This window comes from Candidatus Chlamydia sanziniae (assembly GCF_001653975.1).
Lineage (GTDB): Bacteria > Chlamydiota > Chlamydiia > Chlamydiales > Chlamydiaceae > Chlamydia > Chlamydia sanziniae.
In genome coordinates, this window is the sequence record NZ_CP014639.1 from 420,911 (window position 1) to 445,751 (window position 24,841).

Consider the following 24,841-nt stretch of genomic DNA (forward strand, 5'->3'; position numbering starts at 1 on the left):
ATATTCCTAAGAGGTTAAGGTGAATTGAAGTTGGAAAGATTGCTCGTCTCCCAAAGTTTGAGAAACATGGTGAAGTTTAGGATGATCGGAGATTTTCTTTAGAAATTGGAAGACTTCTTCATGTTTTCCTTGACCTTGCACTTCTACAGTAGCTCTGTAGGGGAGGTTAGGGTTTTCTTGGCATGGAAAACTCGTTAGGTTGTAGCAAAAATACGAGAAAGTTAAAGAGGGACTATGTTTCGCTAGAGCAAGAAGAAACCGTATTGTTTGCTCGCTTGTAGGAATTGTAGGTAAATAGGAATAGCTTGTTGTGGAATGGTGCTTATCTATTTTTTTAATCACCTGCTTCGCTGCTTTTAAAGATTTAGGTAAATTAGGTTCTTCAGGACAAACTAAAGCAAAGTGATTCGCAACAGTATTTGAGAGTGCTTTGAGCTTTACTGTGGAAGCTATCCCCAGAACTAAGGTAACAAGCAGAGCAAATTGTCCAATAAGTATTGCAGAGCGCTGTAACCAATGTTTTTGTGCTGTTGGAGAAGAGCTTGTTGTATCATAGGGGAAGGTAAACGCATTTTTTGATGCACCCTGGTATGCTGCAGTAATTGCATCACCATAAATTGCCCAGTCATCCTCTTCGACATTAAAAGTCATTAATTGACAAACAACGAGGGGAAGGGAAAGTTTTTGTTCCACGGCTTTTTTTAAAGCTGATGAAAGTTGTGCAATATGAATAGAGGGAAGAACTGTATTTGGAAAGGCTTCTTGTATATATTGTAGGGTAGCATGAAGATCTTCGCAACTTTTCTTAGCTGTGCAATTAGGAAAAGAACGGGCAACTAATAGGGCACGATCTTTTACAAAAATCGTGGTAATCTCGTTAGGACCTGCATAAATGAGAAAATAGGCACGTAATGCTTTTAAGGGACTTTGCTCTGCTAAGAAGAAAATGTCAGCAGCTCGGCAAGAAAGAGTCGTAGGAAAAATTTGTGTCTGAGATAAGAAAGAGAGTTCTAAGTTTAGAGTGCTTTTTTGAGCTATCCATAGAGTCAGGGGGGTGTCTCCCTTTTCTGTAGCTTTATTGAGTTGGGGACGAACTATCAAAGATTCCCAAGGTAAGGCTAAGCTGGCTTCGAGATTGGTAAGAGCTACTTGTAAAATATTTTTTTTGTTTTTTAACGAAGAAAAAGAGCCTTTAACAAGAACTTCCGAACCTGAAAGAGAAAACGTGGCTACGGCTGTAAAATATTTTTTAGGACAAGACCATTTTTCTCCCTCAAGGATTTGTTGGCAATGACGTACTATCCATCCTTTACAGCTTTTTTGCAAAATTGCTATTTTAATAGTGCGATCTGCATCTCTGGTTATCCCAATACGGTAGAAAGGAAGTTTGAAATTCATAGTGCGTGGGTTCTTTAAAATATAAAGTCAGACATTTTAATAGATAAAAGCCTCTTTTTCAAGAAAAAGGCATGATAATTGTAATTAAGAGAGTAGAGTGATGGTATCTTATTTTTTAAGAACGCTTATTAATGTTTATAGTTTTTTAATTTTAGTGTATATTCTTGCTTCTTGGGTTCCTGATTGCCATAGAGCTTCGTGGTACCAGTTTGTTTGTAAGTTAGTAGGGCCTTATCTCAACCTATTTCGCAAAATTATTCCTCGTATTGGCTTCATTGACATCAGTCCTGTCATTGCTTTACTTTGTTTGGGAATTCTGCCTTTTGTTATATTGAGAATTTTGCATTTTGTTATTCTAAATATTTTTCAATCTCCATGGCTTCTCCAATATATATAAAAAATCTTTTACTTAGTTCTTCTATAGTTTATGCCCCTTTAGCAGGTTTTTCTGATTATCCTTATAGGCGGATGTCTGCATTGTATCGCCCCGGATTAATGTTTTGTGAGATGGTAAAAGTAGAAGGATTGTTGCATGCTCCAAAGCGTACATTAAAGCTTTTGAGTTATGAAGAAACAATGCGGCCTATTGGTGCTCAGCTGTGTGGGAGTTCTCCCGATGCTATCGGCGAAGCGGCGAAAATCGTCGAAAACCTCGGTTTTGATCTTATAGATTTAAATTGTGGTTGCCCAACGGATAGAATTACTAAAGATGGCAGTGGCTCCGGACTTCTAAAAACCCCCCAATTGCTAGAAAAAATTATAGAAAAAATTGTAGAAAGCGTCACTATTCCCATAACAGTGAAAATCCGTTCGGGATGGGATGCAACACACATCAATGTAGAAGAAATTGTAGGGCTCCTACGAAATGCCGGTGCTCATGCAGTTTTTGTTCATGGAAGAACGCGTGCTCAAGCTTATCATGGTTCGAGCAGGCGCGATTATATTGCTCGGGCTAAAATTGCCGCAGGTAAGGATTTTCCTGTTTTCGGTAATGGGGATATCTTTTCCCCAGAAGCTGCTCAAGAGATGTTGACAACGGGATGTGATGGTCTTCTGATCGCACGAGGCGCTATAGGAGCACCCTGGATGGCTCACCATATCAAGGAGTATTTGAAAACAGGAACTTATCAAAAACCTACATTTGCTATGAGGAAAGAAGCTTTCATACAACATATGCAATGGGTAGAAGAATATTATCAAAGTGAAAGCAAGTTTCTCACAGAAACTCGAAAACTCTGCGGACATTATTTAGTCTCTGCTGCTAAAGTGCGTTTTTTACGTGCTGCTTTAGCAAAGGCCTTGTCATTTCAAGAGGTTTACAAACTTATAGAGGACTATCAAGAAGCTGATGATGAATCTTCATCTTGTTTGGCTCTAGTTAAATGTTGACTTAAGAATTTTGGTAACTGAAACATATCCACAGGTGTGTTGCCAATAATAGCCGCTAATTTACTATCAGGGACTAAAAGTTTTTTATTCTCAGGCGACTGGAGATTATGGTCTTTAATGTATTGCCATAGTTTCTTAGTTGCTTCTCCTCGTGAGACATGTGTATTCCCAATCATATCAGCTAAAGATGAAGAAGGCGTGAATAAAGGAGATTTTTTAGTTGTAGCATCTTTCTTTTTTGCTTTTGTTTTGCTTTTTGCTGCAGATCTCTTTTTATTAGATTTCTTTTTTTTGTATGGTGTTTTAGGTGTTCCTGCGTATTTAGTAATTACGGGATCTATGGAATTACCAATGACACTACAATCTGGGTATTCCGAACAGGAATAGAAAATTTTATTGTAACGCGAACGTTTTGGCAAAATAGTTCCTGAACATCCTAAGGCAGGACAAGAAATAAGCTCTTCTTGTTTGACTTCTTCACCTTTTTTATGAATAGAAATGGTCCCTCGGCATTTAGGATAATTTTCACATCCTAAGAATGTTCCGTAACGTCCATGGCGTACTTTCATAACGCCCCTACAAAGTGGACATGGGCTGTCCCAAGGTGTGTCGGCAGCGTAATCATTTTTATTAAAAATGAGCTCTTCCTCAGAAGTACGATAATCACATTCGGGATATTTAGAACAACCATAGAAGTAACTATTTTTAGACCAAATTTTAACCAATTTACCCTGAGAACACTTCTCACACTGTATGTCTGTGAGAATTCTAGGAATCACGGCTTCTTTCTCTGCTGTAATGACAACGGGAAGAAATTGATCCCAGAATTCTTTAAGAAGTAGCTTCCAGGGTTTTTTATTATCGGCGATTAGTTCTAACTCATCTTCCATTAGAGCTGTAAAACTTATATCCATGATCCTTGGAAAATTTGTTTCTAGGAATTGCGAAATGATTTTTCCAAGTTCTGTGGGGCGTAGGCGTTGGTTTTCTTTCGTAGTGTAATCTCGACTTTGGATTTTATTCATAATCGTTGCGTAGGTTGAAGGACGCCCTATACCAGACTTTTCTAATTCTTTAACTAGAGAAGCTTCTGTAAACCTAGGCAAAGGTTTAGTAAAAGCTTGTTCTATAGAAACTTTTTCTTTCTCTAGAATATCTTGGGCATGTAAAAGAGGGAGGGGATGATCTTCTTCTTGTTCATTATCATCGTCTTGTTTTTCTTCGTAGATTGCTAAGAATCCTTTAAATTTTAATAATGATCCTGCGGAGCGAAGCTCTACGCGTTTATCTGTAGTAATCTGAATGGCTAAGGTGTCATAAATTGCCGGGGTCATTTGCGAAGCAATAAAACGTTTCCAGATAAGGTTGTAAATTTTATACTGATCTTCGGAAAGTTTTCTTATAATCTGATTTGGAGAAAGAAAAATGTCTGTAGGACGGATGGCTTCATGGGCATCCTGCGTCATTTTTTTCGTAATATATATATTGGGTTTTTCAGGTAAGTAATCTTTCCCAAAGGTTTGTTGAATCAGGCTTCTAGCAATGTTTATAGCCTCAGGATCTGTGCGAACAGAATCTGTACGCATGTAAGTAATCAATCCTATAGAGTCTTCATTATCAAGTTCAATGCCTTCGTATAAAGTTTGAGCTACGGACATAGTCTTAGAAGCAGAAAAACGAAAATGGCGACTCGCTTCTTGTTGCAATGTAGATGTAATGAAAGGAGGAAGAGCGTTGCGTCGTTTTTCTTTGGCCTCTACGCGAGCTACCTTATAAATGGCATTTTCTAAAAGATCTGCATAATACTGAGCCTTCTTTTCAGAATTAATCAGAAGAACGTCATCTTCTGTTTTGTCGTCAGTGAGCTCCCTTTCCCATTTTTTCCCTTCTGCGGCATAAAGATAAGCCCAAAATGTCTTTGTCGTTTTAGGGTCTTGCATTAATACGCGAATATTCCAATATTCTACAGGAGTGAAGGCTTCGATGGCCTTCTCACGATCTACCACAAGTTTCAACGCAACAGATTGTACACGACCTGCGGATATTCCCGAACGTTGTTGTAGTTTGCGACTAAGAATAGGAGAAATCTTATAGCCTACAATACGATCTAAAAGGCGCCGTGCTTGTTGTGCATTGACGAGAGCCATGTTGATTTCTCTTGGATGCTTTAAAGCTTCTGTAACGGCACCTTGAGTAATGGCATTGAACGATACTCTTTGGATGGGGGTATCTTTAGGAAGCTGGTTAGCAATATGCCAAGCAATTGCCTCTCCTTCTCTGTCAGGATCTGGAGAAAGATAAACTTGGTCACATTTAGCAGCTAATTTACAAATTTGACTTATGACTTCCTGTTTATCAGGCAATACTTGATATTGAGGGTCAAAATCGTGTTCTACGTCAATACCAAATTCTTTAGCCGGAAGATCTACGATGTGTCCTATAGATGACGCAAAAACAAACCTATTTCCTAAAAATTTCTGAAGGGTTTTGATTTTGGCAGGAGATTCCACTATGATTAAGGATTTCTTCATTAATTTAACTACGTGAACCCCCTCCCGGATTTCTCATCACGGAAAGGAAACGCAACTCCTTTTTGCTAATTTAATTCCCTAGTGTCTAGAAAAATGTTCTCATGCAAACATATAGTATTTATTGCAAGCTTTTGCTATTCGAATATTCTTAGCTTTTTACAGCGATAAGACTAAGTATAACACTTGTCAAAGCAACCAAGCCATATAGCCCATGAAAGCATAGCGTTTTATGAATACACATTTATACTTTTTAAAAAATGTAGAACACTATACACGCTATGTCTGCGCTCTTCTATGCTAGGAGTTCAAAGACATAATCCTACTTCCATAATAATCTAACTTAGAAAGAGCTTGGTATCGCTATGGTTATTGAGTATGAAGCAGATTCTTTTCAAGGGAATAATGTGATAGAAAAATCCAATTTTTATCAGTAAACTCGAGGTATAAGATTTTTATCATAAAAAGCTAAAAAGAAGGTAGGGAGAAATTTTTGAAACCTTAGTTTGAGCAAAAAAAATATTTTTTATAAAAATCACTCTTCTTTGCTTGGAAGACTTAGACTTTTCTTGTTAGCGATTTTAGTTTATTTTAACAATGAATCAAAAAAATCTTTGATAAATGTAGTGAAAAGTAAGGAGAATTTACGTGGAAAAACTCGAGTTTGTTACCAATTTAGATGCTCCCGATGAAGATTTAATAAAACTTAATAAACAAGGACTTATTGCAGGTCCTGATGAGGAAAAATTCTCTTTTTTTTTGCGCGTTAATTCTATAATTGCTTTGGGTCCAGATTCTCCTGCTGTCTTCCCCAAACGGTTACAACAACTTTTCGATATTTTTCCTATGCATCTAGAGATTCTCTATTCTAATGAAGGTATGGATGTTTGGGAAGCAGGTTGTACATGGATACTACAGAACCGCGTGGTCATTCAACTTCGGAAACATTTGCACAACGCTTCGCGATGGTTGGGGATGTATTCTAAAAATGAAATTTTAGCTCATGAAGCTATTCATGCTGCTAGAATGAAGTTCTATGAGCCCATATTTGAAGAAGTCTTAGCATATCAAACTTCCTCATGGGCATTCCGAAGATTTTGGGGACCATTATTTCGCTCACCAAGTGAGAGTTATTGTTTATTTTTCTTTCTTATTCTGGGAACGGGAATTGCTTTATGGTATCCCCTCTTTGGTTGTACATGCATTGTAATTCCTCCTCTGTATTTTGTTATGCGACTATTTATCGTACAGAGTTACTTCCATCGTGCGATGAAAAAGATCCGCAGGATGCTAGGAATCACTCCTTTATGGGTAATGCTTAGGCTTACTGATAAAGAAATTAAAATGTTTGCTAGAGAGCCGATTCCTGTTTTAGAGAACTACGCAACTAAACGTAGATTAGATAATCTACGTTGGCGGCAAATATACTTGTCCTATTTTCTCTGACAAAATACTTCATTTCCCCATGTAAAATAATTTTACATGGGAAAACGAACTTTTCTTCTATGGACAGGTAGAATATTGAGTTGGGAGCGATATTTCGCGACTGTACGTCTTGCACATGGAATGCCTTTCTCTACGATTCTTGCACTAATATCCTTATCAGATAAAGGAGAATGTTCTGTTGCTATCCACTCACGAATCCATTGTAAAATGGTCTCCTTAGAACATAAAGACGTTTCGGTCATAGGGCGGGGGAAAAGTCGCTTTAAAGGTAAGATCCCTATGGGAGAAGCTAAGGTTTTATTTTCTATGGCACGAAAGATAGTAGATTCATGGTATCCTATATCTTCAGCAAGTTTTTTTATGGTTATAGGTTGTGGAACACAAGTTTTCCCTGTTAAGAAATCTGTTTGTATAGGAAGGAGTGTCTGCATGATTGTATAGAGCGTTTGTTCGCGTTTGCGAAGGTTTTTAATCAACCACTTTGCTGATAGGATTTGTTGGCTAAGGGCCTGTTGCTCTTTCTTAGGAAGGTGCTCATAAATATGGAAAGCTTCAGTGTTAAGCTTTATAGAGGGAAGGCCACGTGAGCTCACTTTAATCTCCCAAATACCTTGACGATTCAATACGTACACATCTGGAAGAGGAGCAACTAAACAAGGCAGATCGGAGCTATATTCAATGGCTGGGCACCAGGGAATAGTTTGCAAAGCTTGTTTTAAAATTGTTCGTAATTGTGTTGGAGAGAGAGAGAATTTTTTTATGATGGGTAGAAAATCACAGTTTATTAATGAAGAATAGAAATCGTGAATAATACAATACGCTTGTTGATGAGGAGAATTCTTTAACCTTTTCAACCAATATGCTTGTAATGATGGAGAAGCAATTCCTAAAGGTTGGAAAGTTTGTATAATTTCCCAAACATTGTAGGCTTTATCTATAGAAACTTCGAGTTCCTCGGCAAGTTGTTCAAGATCTTGTACAAATAGACCCTCGTCAGAGAGGTTTCCAGCAATATACTGAGCGATGCAAAGGTCTTCAGGAGAGTAAAAAACTTGTTGGGCTTGAGAAAATACATAGGCAAATAGAGATTGTGGTTGCATGGGTATGCTATTAAAATTCGGAGACAAAGAGCATAAAAATCCTTCCTCAGTTTCCTGTGAAGGAAGGTCAAAAAAAGGATTGTGAACAATTTCTTGCATTACATACGAGGAAAGCTCTGTAAGAGGGTATTGTAATATTCGCAAGCCTTCTTGCATGTGCAATGAAGGTAGGTACTTTAAAGAAAGCTTCTGTTTTTGTTGCAGCATGACTCTAATGTACTTGAATCAGGTAATCCCTAGGAATTTCTTTAAGAAATCTACTAGGCTTCATTATTCGCACTGTCCCCCAAAGAAAACGACTTTGCGCAGCAGTAAGATATAGGAGGTCTTGAGCTCGAGTAATCCCTACGTAGCATAGACGTCGTTCTTCTTCAAGGTTTTCATAGTTGTCTTTGACATTTGCATGGGGGAAAAGATTTTCTTCCAACCCCACAACAAAAACTGTGCGGAATTCTAATCCCTTTCCGTTATGAATGGTCATGAGATTCACACGATCAGAGATGAGCTCTTCTTCATCCATAGAACCTTTTAAGGCAAGATCATCTAGAAATGTTTCTAAAGTTCCTTCAGGATTTTGTTGTTCCCATTCGAAAGTTTTGGAAATAAGTTCATCTAAGTTGCTTTTCCGATCTTCAAAGGTATCAGGATCTTCTTTTAGAATATTGAGATATTGCGTAATCCTTAATGTCGCAACCATAAACTCATTGAGGGGTAAGGTGGTATAAGCATTTTCCAATTCTTGAAAAATTTGCAGGTACTGCTTTATACCTTCTTGTTGTTTTTTAGATAGTTTAACGGCTTGAGTCTTTAATGCTTTTTGACAGGCATGAAGAATAGAAAGGTTGTCGGTAATAGCATAATGTATAAGGGTTGAGATTGCTGTGGGTCCTAAACCTCGTTTAGGAAGATGCAAAGTTCTTTCAAAGGCAACAACATCATGCCGAGCAATAAACATTCGGAGGAAAGCTAAAATATCTTGAATCTCTTTACGTTTATAAAAAGATAAACCCCCGAGAATTTCATAGGGAATGCGTCGTCGAAGTAGGGCATCTTCAAATGTTCGAGATTGAAAGTTTGTCCTATAAAAAATGCATATCTCCCGTAGAGGGATATGCATTTGACGATGGAGTTGAATAATCTCTTCAGCAACGAATTCTGCTTCTTCACGATCGGTTTTTCCTAGAAAAAGACGAATTTTTTCTCCAGGCCCTTTAACGCTACGCAATTCTTTTTTTAAGCGTGAGGCATTATTCTGAATTAAAGCGTTTGCAGCATTTAAGATATTGCCATAACTACGATAATTTTCTTCTAAGCGTAATATACGAGCATTGGGATAATCTTTCTCGAAATTTAAAATGTTATGGATATTCGCGCCGCGCCACGAGTAAATAGATTGATCAGGATCTCCAACAGCGAAAACATTGTGATGTTGTCGAGAAATCATTTGTGATATTATGTATTGTGCATGATTGGTGTCTTGATATTCATCAATGAGTAAGGCTTTCCATAGCTGACTATAGTGCTCGTTTGCCGTAGCCTCTTTTAAGAGTTTAACGGTAAGAAATAACAGATCATCAAAGTCTAAAGCGTTGGCTTCTCTTAATTTTTCTTGATATTCCTTATAAATGGTGATTACAAGAGCTGCATACTCTTGGAGGTCTAAATCTTCGGGATAGAGTAACCGGTTTTTTGCTTGGGAAATATGATATTGAATGCCGCTAGCAAAATTCGGTTTTAGATTATGATGTTGCAAGCAGCGCTTAATCAATTTTTCTGAATCACTTTGGTCATAAATAATGAAGTTATTCTTACGGTTGAGCAAATGTATGGATTGCCGAAGGATAAATACTCCTAAACTATGAAATGTGCACACCATGGGAATGTTTCTACTACAAGTATGAGAACATTGGTTAATAATTCGTTCTTTAAGTTCCTTAGCGGCTTTATTAGTGAAAGTTACGGCAAGAATTTCATTGGGTTGAAGGCCTTCGTTGATTAGGTGTAAAATTCGATAGGTAATCACTCGGGTTTTTCCTGCTCCTGCTCCTGCTAGAAGTAATACAGGACTTTGAGGGGAAGTCACAGCATGGAATTGTGCTTCATTTAAATCCGAGGTAAATATCATAATTATAACCTAATTTCTAGCTTTATGACTAGTGAGCTGGGAATCTGAATAAGCTAAAAATAATATAAAGATAAGATGTTTCTATCTTCGATCACTGATAGGTAGTTTATGCAGAGCATTTTTACTATAAATCAGATTCCTGTGTCTTGGCAAGAACAGCTTGATCAAGAATGGTCTCAGTCGTACATGCAGAAATTGAGGGCATTTTTGAAACAAGAATATTCCCAAAAGACAATTTATCCCCCACAAAATTGCATTTTTGCTGCTTTGAAAAGCACGCCTTTTGAAAATGTCCGTGTTGTAATTCTTGGTCAGGATCCTTATCCTGGAGAAGGACAGGCCCATGGTCTCAGCTTTAGTGTTCCTCAAGGACAGGTCTTACCTGCTTCTCTTATAAATATTTTTCGTGAATTAAAAACTGATCTCGGAATTGAAAATAATACAGGATGTCTTCAATCTTGGGCAGATCAAGGCATTTTATTATTAAATACTGTACTTACTGTACGTGCTCGGGAACCTTTTTCTCACGCAGGACAAGGATGGGAGCGCTTCACAGATGCTATTATCACTAAACTTATTCAAAAGAAAAATCATCTTATTTTTGTCTTATGGGGGAGTGCTGCAAAAAAAAAATGTGATTTACTTTTTCACTCGACACATAAACATGCGATTTTAGCTGCAGCTCATCCTTCACCATTAGCCGCACATCGTGGATTTTTTGGTTGTTCACACTTTTCAAAAATTAACTACCTGCTTAATAAGTTGAATAAGCCGATGATTAATTGGAAACTTCCATGAGTGATAGTATTCAGTCTGTTTTTTTTAATAAGGTACATCAACTTACAACCAAATCTATAGTGAGTGCAGAAATGCCTTTAGCGACTCAACAGTTACAATCGAGTGAAGGGATGCCTGCCGTTGCTAGTTTAGAATTAGATTTTTTACGCGTTGAAGCTCTTTTGACTGACATGCGCGAAATTCGCAAATGCTTAGAACAATCTTTACATACCCTAATTCCGGGAGAGTAAGTGCTTTTCAAAAACATGTTGTATGTAAGGAATTAGTTTTTGCAAAGCTTTTGCTCTGTGTGAAACTTGATTTTTCACTTCTTCAGTAAGTTCCGCGAATGTTTGTTTATAATCATGTTTTAAAAATAGGGAGTCATAGCCAAACCCTGAAGAACCTTTTTCTTGATGATGAACATATCCTTCACATATCCCATGAGTTTTAAAAACTTCTCCTGTAGGGGAAGCTAAAACTATACAGCATTCAAAATATGCAGAGCGATCTACGATGCTTTCTAATTTTGCCATGTCTTGAAGTAGCTTTTTCCTGTGATCTTTATCAGTAGCCATGGGACCTGCAAAGGTAGCTGATAGAGGACCCGGAAGACCGTTTAAAGCTGGCACACGCAACATGGAATCATCAGCGATTGCCCAATGTCCTAAGTGTTGAGCCGCATGCAAGCCTTTGGCAAGAGCGTTGATTTCTGTAGAACTGCCTTCCTCTTTAGGGGGGAAATAGTTTGGAAAGTCTGCAAGCGAAAAAATATCAAAATTTCCGAATTGTTTTAAAAAAGTCTTCGTTTCACGTATTTTATGACCATGCGAGCTAGCGATAATAATTTTCATATTTTTCTTAAGATGGTGCAATGTGCACGATTACTGTGATTAAGATTTTTATAATGGCTGCAGTTTTTATTTTTATATTTGTATAAATAACAGAGAGAAATCTGCATTGTTTTACAAAATACTCGAAATAGTCGTATCTATGCAACCGCTAGTAAGAGGAAAATCAAGACATGATTCGCTCTGAAGGCTTTTGCTGGAGAGACTTTTAACATTTTTATCATATAGATGGGTTATTAAAGAATAATGAAAGTTTTTTGCTTATGTATGAGTTTATGGCTTATTTATCCTTTTGTGAGTTTTACGCAAGTCCTCGTAGGTTTAGACCGTATATTTGAAGAAGAGCCCTACTACCGATCAATTCGGGGATGTAATATCGCTTTAATTTCTCATAATGCAGCGATTGACAGTAAAGGTAATGATACTTTGACTGTATTGCGTGCTCACACACAAGAATGCTGCGTAAAAGTATTATGCACGTTAGAACATGGCTATTACGGAAGTAGTCCTATAGAAACACCGAGTTATTCTATATCGAATTCTGTGGGTATCCGCAGGGTATCTTTGTATGGAGTTAAAGAATTTCCTAAAGAAGCCCTGTATGATTGTGATGTGTTGGTTTATGATGTTCAAGATATCGGCATCCGTTCTTATAGCTTTGTCACAGCTTTAATGCAAGTTGTTCAAGCTGCTGAAAAATATCATAAGAAACTCATTATTTTAGATCGCCCCAATCCTATGGGAGGTAAGTTAATTGATGGACCTATGCCAGATGTACAATTGTCTTATGTACCCGCGATTCCCTACTGTTATGGTATGACCCCTGGAGAACTGGGTTTATTTTTTAAAAAGATTTATGCTCCAACCGCAGATATTCTTGTTGTTCCTATGAAAGGGTGGAATCGCTCTATGACCTTTGAACAAACAGGACTCACATGGATTCCTACGAGTCCACAGATGCCAGATGCAAAGACGCCATTTTTTTATGCAACAACAGGAATTTTAGGTTCATTATCCGTGGCTAGCATCGGTGTGGGTTATACCTTACCTTTTAGACTTTTGGGAGCTCCTTGGATGAATGGTCAAGAAGTCGCACAAGAACTGAATCATATGCAGCTTCCTGGGATCATGTTTTTCCCATTTTGTTATGAACCTTTCTTTGGTAAATATAAAATGGAGTTATGTTCAGGTGTACTTCTTGTTCTTAAAGATCCAAAAACTTTTTTACCTGTCGAAACATTTTGTACTATTTTAGGCGTATTAAAAACTAAATATCCAAAACATGTCGAGAATGCTTTATACGCTGTTGACAGGATTTCTGCGCGCCGTGCTTCTATATGTCGTATTCTTGGTGATGAGGAATTTTTGCAAATCTGTCAAAAAGAACGCTATATTATCTGGCCACTACGTAAACGTTGTCAGGAAGCTCGAGAACGTTTTCAGACTCTTCGTGCGTCTTGTTTATTGTCGGATTATAGGGAATCTTTTTAGGGATTTTAAGTATTTCCCTACAGTTTGACAGGAATTTTTCTTGTTTTTAAGATGACTTTTTTAGAGACAGAAGTCTTTTCCCTGAGAAAAATATAGCACAGAGGATAGAGTGGCTAGGATATTTAAAAGTCGATTTGAAGGGCTTATAGCATTGCAGCGCGGAGTTCGTACTCTTGCAAAAGCGGTGACTTTAACACTAGGGCCTCAGGGATGCAATGTCGTAATCAAGAAAGGAAAAAACCCTGTTCTCGTAACTAGAAATGGGGCAACAGTAGCTAAAGAAATCGTTCTTGCTGATCCTTTTGAAAACTTAGGGATAAAACTCGCTAGAGAAGCTGCAATAAAAGCCGTAGATTATGTGGGGGATGGTTCTACAACAGTTATTGTTCTTATAGATGCTCTTTTTTCTGCCGGTTTGAAGGGTGTGGCTATCGGTTTAGACCCTCAAGAGATCAGAGCAGGTATTTTGTTGGCAACGGAGGCTTTGATTGAAGAACTGAAAAAACAGAGACTTCCCATACAGTCTTCTGAAGATCTTATTCACATAGCTACGATCGCAGCCAATCAAAATACTGCTACAGGAATTATGATAGCCGATGCACTTACAAAAGTAGGGCCTGAAGGCATCATTTCCATTAGTCAGGATCAAGGAAAAATTATGTCTTTAGAAATTGTGTCTGGGATAAATTTCAAAAGTGGCTATCTTTCTCCTTATTTTGTCACACGTCCTGAAACTATGGATATCTTTTGGGAAAACGCATCTCTCCTTCTGTTAGATCAGAACGTTTTTTCTTTGAGTAAACCATTTATTGATTATTTAACTTTAATTTCAGCAGAAAGTAGTCATCCTGTGATTATTGTAGCTCACGATTTTGATAAGGAGGTTCTTGCTACATTAGTCGTTAATAAACTTAAAATGGGTTTATCTTTGTGTGCTGTAAAAGCACCTGGTTTTGGAGAGCATCGGCAGGCAATACTTGAAGATCTTGCTATTCTTACAGGAGCCACACTAATTAGCGATAGATTGGGGAGCTCTTTAGAGCAGGCCTCTTTAGACATTTTAGGGTATGCGCATAAGGTGACTATAACTAAAGAATCTGTAGTATTTTTGAATGGGGGAGGTAATTCTGAGGCTATAGAAAATCGTGTACACTATCTTCGCGAGACAATTGCTAGGAATAGATCAGGATATGAAATTCAGGAATTGGAAAAACGTTTAGCTAAGTTTGTGGGAAGGATGGCCCGAATCCAACTCTCTTCAGAAACAGAAACAGAATTTCAAGAAGAAAAAAATCGTTTTACAGCTGCTTTACGAGCAACAAAAGCCGCTCTCAAAGAAGGCATTGTCCCTGGGGGAGGAGTTGCTCTGTTACAGGCTGCTGCAAGTGTTCAGTCTTCTGGAGCCTTGGCTTCTGGAGTTGCTTTTGGCTTTGATAGTCTTTTACTTGCAGTACAGGCTCCCTTGAAAATTCTAGTACAAAATTGTGGTAAAGTTCCTGAAGCTACTGTCCATAGGATACTTTCACAAAAAAACCCATACTTTGGTTATAATGGTATAAAGGATACTTTTGAAAATCTTATCTCTGCAGGGATTTATGATCCCTTCATGGTAACAACTGCTTCATTAAAATATGCAGTTTCTGTATCATGTTTATTATTGACTAGTTCTTTTTTTATGGCAGATGCTCCTATAGAACTGACTACACCTTCTCCTCCCGAAGATTTTTTCATGGAATGATGTAGTGCAACTTCTAAGATAAAAATTTTAGAAGGAGTGGTTTTCGCTGAGAAAGTGCATAATATTTTCCTTAATAAGGAGGATTTTTAATCATTTGATTTTGCTTGAATGCACTTTTGGTTGACAATGTTAGGCACCAGTAGCTCAGTCGGATAGAGTACCTGGCTACGAACCAGGGGGTCAGAGGTTCGAGTCCTCTCTGGTGCGATAAGCAAATAAAACAAATACAGGAGGGTTTATGACTCTACCCCTAGTTGGAAAAGAAGCCCCAAATTTTATTGCGCAAGCTGTAGTTGATGGTAAAGAGAAAACAGTATCTTTGAAAGATTATCTTGGAAAATACGTAGTGCTGTTTTTCTATCCCAAGGATTTTACTTATGTATGTCCTACAGAACTTCATGCATTTCAGGCTGTTTTAGAACAATTTCATGCGCGAGGAGCTGAAGTTCTCGGTTGTTCAGTTGATGATATAGAAACCCATAAACAATGGTTAGCCACAGAGAAAAAGAAAGGGGGCATTCAAGGAGTTACCTATCCCCTGTTGTCAGATAAAAGTTGTACAATCTCTAAAAGTTATCAGGTATTAAAATCTGAAGAGGGCATTTCTTTTCGAGGTGTTTTCTTAATTGATCGAGGTGGTATTGTCCGTCACCTTGTGATAAACGATCTTCCTCTTGGACGTTCGATAGAAGAAGAATTACGTACTCTGGATGCATTAATCTTTTTTGAAGCTAACGGTTTAGTCTGTCCTGCGGATTGGCATGAAGGCGAACGCGGTATGGTTCCCAATGAAGAAGGACTCCAAAGTTATTTTGGAACAATTGATTAAACTAATTGATTACAAGTTAGTAAATCGTACAGATCACAATCAAGAAAAAGTAATAAACTTTTGTATTTTTTGCATAAAGAACGAGAGGCTTCAATAATATGTTGGTCTCCTACTCCAGGAAGGGCAATGGCAATGATGTTTTTTAACGTTGTTTGTGTATTTAAAAAATGTAAGCCAAAAAAATAACTATCAACACAATACCCTTCTTCTCTTACTCTAAAATACATCACATTATAATCATACATGAGTGTTTTGACTGCAAGTGTAAGTCCTGCAGAGTTATTTACGTCTCCTAAATAATCATACAGATCCACTAAGCTACGACAGAAATATGCTGTGTCATAGTTTCCTTTCTCTGCTTCTCCAAATAAAGCAACTGTAGATTTCATTGAAAATGGAAGATCTAACTTTTATTTTGATCCTACAGGAGTGATTGTTTATTATCTATAGAGAGTAAAGCATAATTAATGCATTTTTATTGCTTGCTCGTTGGTAAACAAAGCCTTTGACCGGTATAAATAATGTCAGAATCTAATTTATTAGTTTTTTTTAGTTCAGTGACAGATAGTTTATATTTTTTAGCAATTTTACTAAGACTATCTCCTGGATTGACTATATAAATATAATCAGGAACAGCATCAGAAAAATCAGGATAAGCACCAGGAGTTGATCCATCAACTAAGGCTAACAAAGAACGGCGCACAAGGCGTAGATCTTGTGATAGTATTTTATACTCTTTCTGGATTTCTTGTAGTTTATTTTGAAGAGTTGCCTGCACATCTTTAACCGAGGCTGTTAATACTGCTAGTGTTTTCGCCATGGTTTTCTGATCCACCTCCAGTTGGTGGATTTTCTGTGCTAATTGCTCAGGTTTTGTAGAAGAGAGTTTTTGAAGTTTTGTATCTTGTTCATCTAGACGCTCTACAAGAAAGGCAATTTCTGTTTCGTGAGAAGACAACCGTACAGTAGCATCTTCAATCTCTGCAAGAAGGGCTTGTAAGGGTGGAGGCTTCCCTATCCCATGCGCAAAAACAGTCCGCATAGTTCCGAAATAAATAACACTAATAAAAAATAAACATTTCCAGTTAGCGTGCATGAACTTTAAACTCAGTACGACGGTTTTGTTGCCAAGCTAATTCATTATGTCCTGGGCTTAAAGGTTGTTCTTTCCCATAGGATATTGTAAATAAGCGGTTTGCAGAAACCCCTTGTTTGATGAGACATTCTTTAATAGCATTAGCTCGTCGCGCTCCTAAAGCTAGATTATAAGAAGCGGCACCACGCTCATCAGTATGTCCTTCAATGTAAAGAGTGACTTTGGGAAACTTCTTCATATAGTGGACAAGGTTAGTAAGAATAGCAAGATTTTCCTCGCCTTTAATTGTATAACTATCTGTAGCAAAGGTAACATTATGAAATGCCGTTGCCTGCGCATGGGTTTTATACTGTTGTTCTTCTTTTGAATCGTATTCTTCAAATACAAAGGAAGGATGGAGATCATCTTCAGTGTAAAGGGGGACAAATCCAAAAGACGGGTGGTGTTTCTTTTTTGTATGACGCCAATCTTTACATGCATCATCCCAATCATAGCAAGAGTGACTACATGAAGGTAAAGCGAACAAAGCCAATAAAGAACAGAGTCTCAATAAGTAGTTCATTCTCATAACATTCTCTTTGTTGATTGTAAGGAAAAAGCTCCCCACGAGGGAAAACGTTTTTCTCCTACTCCTATAACAATTTTCCTAGTTTTCTTGGTAACTAGACTTAATAAATAAAGCTCTGATTCCTCAGGGTGTCCCGCACTAAAAATAAGATGACGACTATCAATAGCCCATGAAGGATTTTCTTTGTTCATTGAAGAAGTTGTCAGTTGATAATCTTCACCAGAAGAGAGATCATAAATACAAATTTGACGCACTCCGTGAATTACGGAGCAAAAAGCTATTTTTTTACCATCAGGAGACCACGCAGGGCAACTGCTATTTCTATATTTTTTTGTTAATAAACGTGGAGTTTGTGGCTCAGGACTGAGGGACATGATATAAAGTCGAGGACGACCGTCTTTGTTGGAGACAAAAACTAATTTTGATCCTTCGGGGTTGAAAGTAGGATTGCCTTGTGTGCCGAAAGTTTCGTTCAATAAACGTTGAGGATAGCCTAAAGGACCTAAACTAGGAGAGAAAGATTGCAGAAATAAATCGGGATTGCCATGAGTATCAGCGACAAATGCCAGTAATTTTTTCTTCGCAGAAAACGTAGGCATAAATTGATTCCCTTTCATGGAAAGGACTTTTTTCCCCTCTGTATTTTCTAAAGAACCTAGGAAAATTTTAGGAATCCCGTATTTATAAGAGACATAGAAATAAGAAGAGCTTGTGCTTATATCTAACCATTTTGGAGTGATAGAAAGAGAATCTTCAGAAGATACAGGATGAAGGTTTGCACCATCGTAATCTATAGTCCACAGTTCCCCTTGTTTTAACTCTTGGTTAAAAGAAGATTTGCTTAGGGAAAAAACAATTTTCCCTGCACTAATCCCAGGAATCCCTGTTAACATATGGTGTACTTTATCAGCAACTTGGTGGATATGTTGTCGGTCTGAGGCTAGATTTTGAGAGAGGCATAGAGAACACAATGTACGCGGAGTTTTAGACTGTTGCAAAAGCATAATGGTGAGGTTGGGATAGCTTAACTGTAAAGACAAACCTAGACCTGGAAACGCTTGATTTATTTTTACCATCTTAGGTTGAAGACAATCTCCAAGCGCAAGATCATTGCTAAATATTTCTGTAAGTGTATGCAAATATTTCTGTAATTGTGGATCTTGGGTATCTATAGCGGAAGAAATGTGTACAGGGATGAGCGCATGCTCTGCGCGGACGATGACTTCTATATCTCGAGCATGTAACTCAGTGATACCTAAATAAAAAAAAGCACCAAGAAGTAGTCGTCGTAACATTACCATCTCTCCTATAGTAAAAAGACCCTAGGCTTCGTTACTGATAAGTTTAATATGAAAAGAGATATTTTTCGAGATTTTGTATTTTTTGAGGAAATTTTGAAAAGGAACAGACTGAATCTGTGCTGTAAGAATTTGTTTATCCATTTCACTTATAGTGGAAAGAAATGTACATTCTTGAATAGTTCCTGAAGAGGTTAGAACAAGCTTAATACGTACTTCCCCCTGGGTGGGGAGAACAACATAATGATGTAACAACTCACGAAGCTCATTTTCTTGGGTGATAAGAAGCGCGGAGTTATGAGTAAACTCTGGAGTAGAAGTTAATGAAACATCAGCAAACAAAGTTCCATTTTTATCTAAATGACGTGTAAGTGTTTCTGTAACTTCGGATAAAGTTTTCAGTTGAACTGAAGAGAGGCGTTTGTTTTCTTTGATGTTTGAATTAGGTAGGAGAGCGGGAGTGAGTTGTTGTGGAGGTATATTAGAAACTTGTTTTTTTTCAAGCGGTCGTGCTTTAGCAGTAGCCAGTGTTTGCGATGGACCTTCTGAGATTGTTTTTTGTGCCAATTTTAATGAGGATGAGTGTTGGGATGGCGAAGCATGGAGCTGTAAAGGGAGTGAAACTATCTTTTCTTTAAATGGAAGAAGTGGGGGAGGTTTTTTCAAAGGTGGCGAAATACAGACTAAGCACACGAGTATGCCATGAAAGAAGATCGCTATAGCTACGTGAGGAAAAATATTGTTCATAGCCTAACTTTGCAGAGCAACATGTAATTCATGAAATCCTGCGGCTTCTACAGCCATTTTTATTTTTTGATACACTTTAAAAGTGGTATCTCCGTCTTGCAGTAGCAAGGGTACATGATTAGGGTATTGTTTGTAGAGGAGAGACAATTGAGGAGAGAGATCCTGTAAAGAAACCCAAGCATCATTTAATGTTACGGAGTTATCAGCAAATACTTTGATTACTATAGTTTTATTTTCTTGATCCGTGATTCGCTCTTGTTCTTGTGAGCCGGGAGCAAGTGCTATGGAGTCAAGTCTAATGAGGGGCACAGCAATGATAAAGGCCATTAAGATAACAAAAACGATATCAATTAATGGTGTAAGGTTAACTGTAGGTTCTTCCTCTACTTCTTCAACAGAATAGCGTTTCATAAATTGGTATGACGATATTTTACTTCTATAGAATTGAGGAGTAAATAGGCTATCTGCTCAATTTCCGAGATGAGTTGAGAAGAATGTGCTCTAAGATAGTTAAAAGCAATGAGGGAGGGAATCGCCACAAATAACCCGACAATTGTTGTTCCTAAAGCTGTTGCCAATCCTTCCATGATTGTTGTATTCCCCATACCTCCCAAATTGATTTGAGAAAAGGCAATAAGAATGCCCCATACGGTACCTAACAAGCCTAGAAAAGGCGCTAAACTAATTGTTGTTGCAGGAATAAAATTATTTTTATGTAGAAGAGCTTTATATTTTGGCATAACAGCTCCTAATAATGTCTCTAAGGATTGGATATCTTCAGGAGAGAGCCTAGGACCGCAATCTGGAGCACAGTGTCGATTTTTGTCTAGCAGCTCTAAAGTTCCTCTTTTTATTGTAAAATATAGATCTGCAAAAGGACTAAGCTCGGGAGAAATATCAAGTGCTAAAGGAGCATGACGGTTTTTTATTAAAAAGTCTTTAAGAAACCTTCCTGATTTAAAAAATTTTTTTTGAATAGCAAGTTTTTGATGTAGTACTGTCCAAGTACATAAAGAAAGGAGAAGTAAACAAAAGAAAATTCCCTTTCCAAAGATGTCTGCTTCTCTGTAAGCCTGAATAATGGGATTGTGAGCAATTTGTAGCATGTAAAATTCTTTACTTATAAAGAAGACTTTAAAATAAAAATAATCCTAACAAATTTCTGGTATAGAGCCAAGCAGGTTTTGTTAAAGAAATTGATCAAATGAATTATAAAGTTTAATTGATAATTCGGGTATAATTGTTTACTCGATTTAGAAAATCAAGGTGTTATTTTGAATAAGATCAAAACACATTGTCAAAATGTATTTATAGTGCTCCTTCTTTCTCTTCCTGTGTTATGTCAAAGTAACTCAGTAGTTCATGCCCGAGAAACTATGCAAGTAGAATCCTCGACAGAAGCGGAATTCCTTGCTGAGAATTCGCATATTTCAGGAAAAAATCCTTTTAAAGTGGGAATTAAAATTACCGCTCCTCAAGGTAGTCACATCTATTGGAAAAACCCCGGAGAGCTGGGGAGCCCTTTAAAGATTTCATGGATGTTACCTAAAGGCTTTGTAGTTCAGGAAGAACATTGGCCCGCGCCTAAGGTATTTGAAGCACAGGGAACCACATTCTTTGGCTACGAAGATTCTACCCTGATTGTTGCGGATATTCTTCCTCCTAAGGATTTACAGCTCAATCAAACGATAGAATTGAAAGCTCATGTGGAATGGTTGGCATGTGGAGCTCAGTGCTTCCCAGGGAATGCAGATTTACAGTTATTCCTCTCCTATATAGAGGAGGGAGTCCCTTCTCCTGACAAAAGTAGGGAATTTGCTCAAACACTGCTTTCTCAACCGCGTATTCTTAAAAAAAACCAGGCAGTGCGCATAGTGCGAGAAAAAGAGGGTGAGCTAATTTTAAATATTACCACACAAATAGAAAAACAAGGGTCAAAAGTTTGGTTTGTTCCTGACCAGGCAGGAAGCCCTTTTGCTTATGCAGAGACTACAATGTATCCTGAGCATGGCGGCTCTGCATGGAAGTTGAAAGTAAAAACACCTCTAGATAGCTGGAATCAACAAAAACTGGAAGGAGTTTTATTATTTACAGATAACAATGGCTATCCTGTGGAATCATTAATGATTCGTAGTTCAGTAACCAATAGGCAGATAACAAGTGCGGCTTCGGGATTATGGAATGGTTTGACGATTCTTGTAATGGCATTTTTGGGTGGTCTTCTCCTCAATATTATGCCATGCGTATTACCTTTAATTACACTTAAAGTGTATGCTTTGATTAAGTCTGCGGGAGAGCATCGCTCTTCAGTGATTGCAAATAGTCTAGGGTTCACCCTTGGTATTGTAGGTTGTTTCTGGGCTTTAGCCGGAGTGGCTTCTTTAATGAAGGCGCTCGGTCATCACATTGGTTGGGGATTTCAATTGCAAGAACCAATGTTTGTTGCTGTCTTAATCGTGGTCTTTTTCCTTTTTGCATTAAGTTCTCTAGGATTATTTGAGATGGGGACTGTCTTTGCTAATCTTGGGGGAAAACTACAGACTCCTGAAAGGAAAGTAGCAGAAAATAAGATAGTCAGTTCTTTCTTTAATGGGGTTTTGGCTACCTTAGTCACCACTCCATGTACAGGACCCTTTTTGGGATCTGTATTGGGATTAGTCATGTCACTTTCTTTTGTTAAGCAATTGTTGATTTTCTCTTTGATGGGATTGGGGATGGCTTCACCTTATTTAGTCTTCTCTGTATTTCCTAAAATGCTTTCTATACTTCCGAAACCAGGAAATTGGATGAGTACATTTAAACAACTGACAGGATTTATGTTATTAGGAACGGTAACCTGGCTTGTATGGATTTTTGGGGTTGAGACCAGTACAACAGCCGTTGTTATTCTACTTGCAGGATTATGGCTTACTGGCCTGGGTGCATGGATCCTAGGGCGTTGGGGAACTCCTGTTTCACCAAAAGGACACAGGGTATGTGCTTCTGTAATATTTTTTGGTTTTGTTGCTGGAGCTTTATCTGTAGGTTTTGTTGCTTCAAATTATTTTGTCTCTAAAGATACGGCTATTATGAGTGAGGAAGATTCATGGCAGCCGTTCTCTTTAGAAAGGCTTGCTGAGTTGCGACGACAGGGCCATCCTGTTTTTGTAAATTTTACTGCCAAATGGTGTTTGACTTGCCAGATGAACAAACCTATTTTATATGGCAATGCTGTGCAACAAATGTTTAAAGACAAAGGTGTAGTTACGTTGGAAGCAGATTGGACACGTAAGGATCCTGGGATCACTCAAGAACTCGCTCGTTTAGGTAGGGCAAGTGTTCCTTCCTATGTTTATTACCCTGCAGATCAGGCAACGCCGATTATTCTTCCTGAGAAAATCACACAAGATTTTTTACAAAATCTTCTAGCATCTCAAATAGTAAGTTAATCTTTTAAAATGTGAGCATTTTCCACAAGAGAATAGGCAGAGTTTAGAGCAGCACACGATGTCTTTTTCTTTGTATAAATCCCAGAGTGTTTAGAGAAGAGCCGAAGATAATTAACGATTTTCTTCTTTAATGAAGATATTCTTAAAGGTGTATAGTTTATGCGTTATTTAGCTTTATAGTTAGGAAAGAAATACAAGCTTGAGAAAGGACAAAATATGGTTTTAGTTGATGCCCATCTTCATCTTGCTGACGATGCTTTTTGTAAAGATATCGATGTTGTGTTACGTCGTGCTCAGGATAGCGGAGTTTCACACGTTGTAAATGTAACAACTACAGCTGAAGAGTTAGCGAGGTCATTTGTTTATTCTGAGCGCTTCTCTGCGATTCAGTTTTCCCATGTTGCAGGTACGCCTCCTCAGGATGCTCAACAAGATATAGAATCTAATTTTAGGCACTTCTATGAAGCAGCACATGCAGGCAAGTTGGCAGCTATTGGTGAGATCGGCTTAGATTATAGGTTTGTTAACAATGAGGCTGCAATTTTAAGACAGAAGGAGGTTTTACGACGTTACCTAAATCTCGCTCTTGAATGTGATTTACCTCTTGTGATTCATTGTCGTGATGTTTTTGACGATTTTTTCCATATCTTAGATCGTTATTATTCTTCCGACTCTCGAGCACGTCCTGGTATGCTGCATTGTTTTACAGGGAATCTTAAAGAAGCCCATGAGCTACTTGCGCGGGGATGGTTCCTTTCTATAAGTGGTATTGTGACTTTTAAAAATGCACAAAATTTGCGTGATATTGTTACAGAGATCCCTTCTAATCACCTTTTAATAGAAACAGATGCACCTTTTCTTGCTCCATCACCTCATAGGGGTAAGAAAAATGAACCCGCCTACATTCTCCATACAATAAACACTGTAGCACAGCTCAAGCAGGTTTCTTCTGAAGAAATGAGGGCGCTTGTACATAGCAATCTCCTACGTTTTTTATAATAGATACCAGGATTCCCTAGCGGCTTCAATGAGAGAAAAAGGGATCATCTAGCTCTTAAAGTGCGTAAAAATGACTTCACATAATTTCGCTTCAGCCTCTATCTTGGCTTATGAAATAACGAGAAGGTCAAAGCTTTATATGACGCGACGAGAAATATGTTCTGGTACAACTCAAAATAAGCAAAGACGCTATTTCGCTTTTTTATTGCGATGTACCCACTCTTTAGCAGGACTTGCTTTCACATTGTTTTTATGTGAGCATATTTTTACAAATATGCTTGCTTCTTCGTATCTAAGCTATGGAAAAGGTTTTATTGCCATAGTAGATAATTTCCATAAGGTCCCAGGTTTAAAAATTATTGAAGTGGTATGCTTAGCTCTGCCGTTTATTTGCCATGCTCTTATTGGTATTGTTTATCTTTTCCAAGGGGAGAGTAACTCTTATCCAGGAGACGGTAGTCGTCCTTATTTGCCTTATGCGAGGAATTATGCTTATACATGGCAAAGATGGACAGCATGGATTTTACTTTTTGGAGTAGCCATCCATGTAGTACACCTTCGTTTTCTGCGCTATCCAATGCATATAGATTTACCTCAGGGATCTTACTACGTTGTCACTATAGATCCGTCTCGCTACACTGCAATTGTAAAAGGGACAGATGCTTTTTTGGTTATGAATGTCCCTGAAGCGGAGATGATGATTCCTCGTGTGGATAAACAGGAATTCAAAAAGGCTTGCCCCGATCTTTTTTTAAAAAATGGTTCGTATCTTTTTACTCCTAACGCAGGAAGAGCTTTTCTTTATGTTGTTCGTGATGTTTTAGGTATCCTATGGGTAGCTGTGTTTTATACTGTCCTTGTTCTTGCTGCTGCATTCCATGGGTTGAATGGTCTATGGACTTTTTGTTCTCGCTGGGGAGTGATGATCTCTTCACGAAAGCAATTATATTTGCGTACTCTCTATTATGTGGCTATGATTGTAGTCGTCTTCATGGGTGTTAGCGTTATTTGGAATTTGTATAGTGTGGCATAA

The 24,841-nt window shown here is 37.9% G+C and carries 23 protein-coding genes and 1 tRNA gene; 12 read left to right on the plus strand and 12 right to left on the minus strand.

What is annotated here, in order from left to right; genetic code table 11:
- Window positions 1-6: 6 nt before the first annotated feature.
- Entirely contained in the window at window positions 7-1,398 is a 1,392-nt protein-coding gene (locus Cs308_RS01870) for a hypothetical protein (protein WP_066481924.1), read from the minus strand.
- 100 nt (window positions 1,399-1,498) lie between these two features.
- On the opposite strand from Cs308_RS01870, the gene Cs308_RS01875 reads away from it, so the two are divergent.
- A complete protein-coding gene (locus Cs308_RS01875) occupies window positions 1,499-1,795 on the plus strand; it encodes a YggT family protein (RefSeq protein WP_066481926.1) in 297 nt (98 codons plus the stop codon).
- On the plus strand, window positions 1,774-2,787 hold the full coding sequence (gene dusB / locus Cs308_RS01880) for a tRNA dihydrouridine synthase DusB (RefSeq protein ID WP_066481934.1): 1,014 nt from the start codon (window positions 1,774-1,776) through the stop codon (window positions 2,785-2,787). Before Cs308_RS01875 ends, dusB begins: the two co-directional genes overlap by 22 nt.
- Here dusB and topA read toward each other — a convergent pair.
- Window positions 2,736-5,318 (minus strand): type I DNA topoisomerase, encoded by a 2,583-nt coding sequence (topA, locus tag Cs308_RS01885; protein WP_066481937.1) that lies wholly within the window; start codon window positions 5,316-5,318, stop codon window positions 2,736-2,738. The genes dusB and topA overlap by 52 nt on opposite strands.
- Window positions 5,319-5,963: 645 nt before the next feature.
- On the opposite strand from topA, the gene Cs308_RS01890 reads away from it, so the two are divergent.
- Window positions 5,964-6,761 carry a hypothetical protein gene (locus Cs308_RS01890; RefSeq protein WP_066481938.1) on the plus strand — a complete coding sequence of 266 codons (798 nt, stop codon included), beginning with the start codon at window positions 5,964-5,966 and terminating at the stop codon, window positions 6,759-6,761.
- A gap of 32 nt (window positions 6,762-6,793) precedes the next feature.
- On the opposite strand, the gene rpoN is transcribed toward Cs308_RS01890, so the two are convergent.
- A complete protein-coding gene (gene rpoN / locus Cs308_RS01895) occupies window positions 6,794-8,068 on the minus strand; it encodes an RNA polymerase factor sigma-54 (RefSeq protein WP_066481939.1) in 1,275 nt (424 codons plus the stop codon).
- Window positions 8,069-8,072: 4 nt separating this feature from the next.
- Window positions 8,073-9,983, minus strand: coding sequence for an ATP-dependent helicase (locus tag Cs308_RS01900; RefSeq protein WP_066483356.1), 1,911 nt, complete (start codon window positions 9,981-9,983; stop codon window positions 8,073-8,075).
- A 111-nt stretch (window positions 9,984-10,094) separates the two neighbouring features.
- Between Cs308_RS01900 and ung the strand changes: the two genes are divergently transcribed.
- On the plus strand, window positions 10,095-10,784 hold the full coding sequence (gene ung / locus Cs308_RS01905) for a uracil-DNA glycosylase (RefSeq protein ID WP_066481940.1): 690 nt from the start codon (window positions 10,095-10,097) through the stop codon (window positions 10,782-10,784).
- A complete protein-coding gene (locus tag Cs308_RS01910) occupies window positions 10,781-11,014 on the plus strand; it encodes a hypothetical protein (protein WP_066481944.1) in 234 nt (77 codons plus the stop codon). The genes ung and Cs308_RS01910 overlap by 4 nt, the downstream gene beginning before the upstream one ends.
- On the opposite strand, the gene rdgB is transcribed toward Cs308_RS01910, so the two are convergent.
- Window positions 10,997-11,617, minus strand: a complete 621-nt coding sequence (gene rdgB / locus Cs308_RS01915) for an RdgB/HAM1 family non-canonical purine NTP pyrophosphatase (protein ID WP_066481946.1) — start codon at window positions 11,615-11,617, stop codon at window positions 10,997-10,999. The two genes, Cs308_RS01910 and rdgB, sit on opposite strands and share 18 nt — an antisense overlap.
- A 243-nt stretch (window positions 11,618-11,860) precedes the next feature.
- Here rdgB and Cs308_RS01920 point away from each other — a divergent pair, with 243 nt between their 5' ends.
- The 4 genes from Cs308_RS01920 (at window position 11,861) to Cs308_RS01935 (ending at window position 15,672) form a co-directional block, all read left to right on the plus strand.
- The gene (locus Cs308_RS01920) at window positions 11,861-13,105 is read left to right on the plus strand and encodes a DUF1343 domain-containing protein (protein WP_066481947.1); all 1,245 of its coding nucleotides are present in this window, start codon (window positions 11,861-11,863) and stop codon (window positions 13,103-13,105) included.
- A 109-nt stretch (window positions 13,106-13,214) separates the two neighbouring features.
- Window positions 13,215-14,843, plus strand: a complete 1,629-nt coding sequence (gene groEL / locus Cs308_RS01925; protein ID WP_066481948.1) for a chaperonin GroEL — start codon at window positions 13,215-13,217, stop codon at window positions 14,841-14,843.
- A gap of 133 nt (window positions 14,844-14,976) precedes the next feature.
- Window positions 14,977-15,050 (plus strand) — tRNA-Arg (locus Cs308_RS01930).
- A gap of 31 nt (window positions 15,051-15,081) precedes the next feature.
- Entirely contained in the window at window positions 15,082-15,672 is a 591-nt protein-coding gene (locus tag Cs308_RS01935) for a peroxiredoxin (RefSeq protein ID WP_066481950.1), read from the plus strand.
- Here Cs308_RS01935 and Cs308_RS01940 read toward each other — a convergent pair.
- The 7 genes from Cs308_RS01940 to Cs308_RS01970 all read right to left on the minus strand — a co-directional run bounded on the left by Cs308_RS01940 (window position 15,669) and on the right by Cs308_RS01970 (window position 20,487).
- Window positions 15,669-16,061 (minus strand): hypothetical protein, encoded by a 393-nt coding sequence (locus tag Cs308_RS01940; protein WP_066481953.1) that lies wholly within the window; start codon window positions 16,059-16,061, stop codon window positions 15,669-15,671. The genes Cs308_RS01935 and Cs308_RS01940 overlap by 4 nt on opposite strands.
- Window positions 16,062-16,147: 86 nt before the next feature.
- A complete protein-coding gene (locus Cs308_RS01945) occupies window positions 16,148-16,714 on the minus strand; it encodes a LysM peptidoglycan-binding domain-containing protein (RefSeq protein ID WP_420834797.1) in 567 nt (188 codons plus the stop codon).
- A gap of 43 nt (window positions 16,715-16,757) precedes the next feature.
- Window positions 16,758-17,336, minus strand: a complete 579-nt coding sequence (locus tag Cs308_RS01950; RefSeq protein WP_066481963.1) for an OmpA family protein — start codon at window positions 17,334-17,336, stop codon at window positions 16,758-16,760.
- On the minus strand, window positions 17,333-18,631 hold the full coding sequence (gene tolB / locus Cs308_RS01955) for a Tol-Pal system protein TolB (protein ID WP_066481965.1): 1,299 nt from the start codon (window positions 18,629-18,631) through the stop codon (window positions 17,333-17,335). Before tolB ends, Cs308_RS01950 begins: the two co-directional genes overlap by 4 nt.
- Before the next feature lie 27 nt (window positions 18,632-18,658).
- Complete coding sequence (locus Cs308_RS01960; RefSeq protein WP_066481972.1) at window positions 18,659-19,381, minus strand: inclusion-associated protein; 723 nt, start codon at window positions 19,379-19,381, stop codon at window positions 18,659-18,661.
- A 3-nt stretch (window positions 19,382-19,384) separates the two neighbouring features.
- Window positions 19,385-19,792 carry an ExbD/TolR family protein gene (locus Cs308_RS01965; RefSeq protein ID WP_066481974.1) on the minus strand — a complete coding sequence of 136 codons (408 nt, stop codon included), beginning with the start codon at window positions 19,790-19,792 and terminating at the stop codon, window positions 19,385-19,387.
- On the minus strand, window positions 19,789-20,487 hold the full coding sequence (locus tag Cs308_RS01970; protein ID WP_066481976.1) for a MotA/TolQ/ExbB proton channel family protein: 699 nt from the start codon (window positions 20,485-20,487) through the stop codon (window positions 19,789-19,791). Before Cs308_RS01970 ends, Cs308_RS01965 begins: the two co-directional genes overlap by 4 nt.
- Window positions 20,488-20,655: 168 nt before the next feature.
- Here Cs308_RS01970 and Cs308_RS01975 point away from each other — a divergent pair, with 168 nt between their 5' ends.
- From Cs308_RS01975 to Cs308_RS01985, 3 genes are all read left to right on the plus strand, one after another.
- Entirely contained in the window at window positions 20,656-22,809 is a 2,154-nt protein-coding gene (locus tag Cs308_RS01975) for a protein-disulfide reductase DsbD family protein (protein WP_066481978.1), read from the plus strand.
- A gap of 216 nt (window positions 22,810-23,025) precedes the next feature.
- Window positions 23,026-23,808: a TatD family hydrolase gene (locus Cs308_RS01980; RefSeq protein WP_066481981.1), complete on the plus strand. Its 783-nt coding sequence runs from the start codon at window positions 23,026-23,028 to the stop codon at window positions 23,806-23,808.
- Window positions 23,809-23,947: 139 nt separating this feature from the next.
- Entirely contained in the window at window positions 23,948-24,841 is an 894-nt protein-coding gene (locus Cs308_RS01985; protein WP_066483357.1) for a succinate dehydrogenase/fumarate reductase transmembrane subunit, read from the plus strand.

What these genes read in the sequence shown, in the direction of transcription:
- Cs308_RS01870 (WP_066481924.1), bottom strand. Translation starts at nt 1,398, where the DNA reads ATGAATTTCAAACTTCCTTTCTACCGTATTGGGATAACCAGAGATGCA.
- Cs308_RS01875 (WP_066481926.1), top strand. Translation starts at nt 1,499, where the DNA reads ATGGTATCTTATTTTTTAAGAACGCTTATTAATGTTTATAGTTTTTTA.
- dusB (WP_066481934.1), top strand. Translation starts at nt 1,774, where the DNA reads ATGGCTTCTCCAATATATATAAAAAATCTTTTACTTAGTTCTTCTATA.
- topA (WP_066481937.1), bottom strand. Translation starts at nt 5,318, where the DNA reads ATGAAGAAATCCTTAATCATAGTGGAATCTCCTGCCAAAATCAAAACC.
- rpoN (WP_066481939.1), bottom strand. Translation starts at nt 8,068, where the DNA reads ATGCTGCAACAAAAACAGAAGCTTTCTTTAAAGTACCTACCTTCATTG.
- ung (WP_066481940.1), top strand. Translation starts at nt 10,095, where the DNA reads ATGCAGAGCATTTTTACTATAAATCAGATTCCTGTGTCTTGGCAAGAA.
- Cs308_RS01910 (WP_066481944.1), top strand. Translation starts at nt 10,781, where the DNA reads ATGAGTGATAGTATTCAGTCTGTTTTTTTTAATAAGGTACATCAACTT.
- rdgB (WP_066481946.1), bottom strand. Translation starts at nt 11,617, where the DNA reads ATGAAAATTATTATCGCTAGCTCGCATGGTCATAAAATACGTGAAACG.
- Cs308_RS01920 (WP_066481947.1), top strand. Translation starts at nt 11,861, where the DNA reads ATGAAAGTTTTTTGCTTATGTATGAGTTTATGGCTTATTTATCCTTTT.
- Cs308_RS01935 (WP_066481950.1), top strand. Translation starts at nt 15,082, where the DNA reads ATGACTCTACCCCTAGTTGGAAAAGAAGCCCCAAATTTTATTGCGCAA.
- Cs308_RS01940 (WP_066481953.1), bottom strand. Translation starts at nt 16,061, where the DNA reads ATGAAATCTACAGTTGCTTTATTTGGAGAAGCAGAGAAAGGAAACTAT.
- Cs308_RS01945 (WP_420834797.1), bottom strand. Translation starts at nt 16,714, where the DNA reads ATGCGGACTGTTTTTGCGCATGGGATAGGGAAGCCTCCACCCTTACAA.
- Cs308_RS01950 (WP_066481963.1), bottom strand. Translation starts at nt 17,336, where the DNA reads ATGAGAATGAACTACTTATTGAGACTCTGTTCTTTATTGGCTTTGTTC.
- tolB (WP_066481965.1), bottom strand. Translation starts at nt 18,631, where the DNA reads ATGTTACGACGACTACTTCTTGGTGCTTTTTTTTATTTAGGTATCACT.
- Cs308_RS01960 (WP_066481972.1), bottom strand. Translation starts at nt 19,381, where the DNA reads ATGAACAATATTTTTCCTCACGTAGCTATAGCGATCTTCTTTCATGGC.
- Cs308_RS01965 (WP_066481974.1), bottom strand. Translation starts at nt 19,792, where the DNA reads ATGAAACGCTATTCTGTTGAAGAAGTAGAGGAAGAACCTACAGTTAAC.
- Cs308_RS01970 (WP_066481976.1), bottom strand. Translation starts at nt 20,487, where the DNA reads ATGCTACAAATTGCTCACAATCCCATTATTCAGGCTTACAGAGAAGCA.
- Cs308_RS01980 (WP_066481981.1), top strand. Translation starts at nt 23,026, where the DNA reads ATGGTTTTAGTTGATGCCCATCTTCATCTTGCTGACGATGCTTTTTGT.
- Cs308_RS01985 (WP_066483357.1), top strand. Translation starts at nt 23,948, where the DNA reads ATGACGCGACGAGAAATATGTTCTGGTACAACTCAAAATAAGCAAAGA.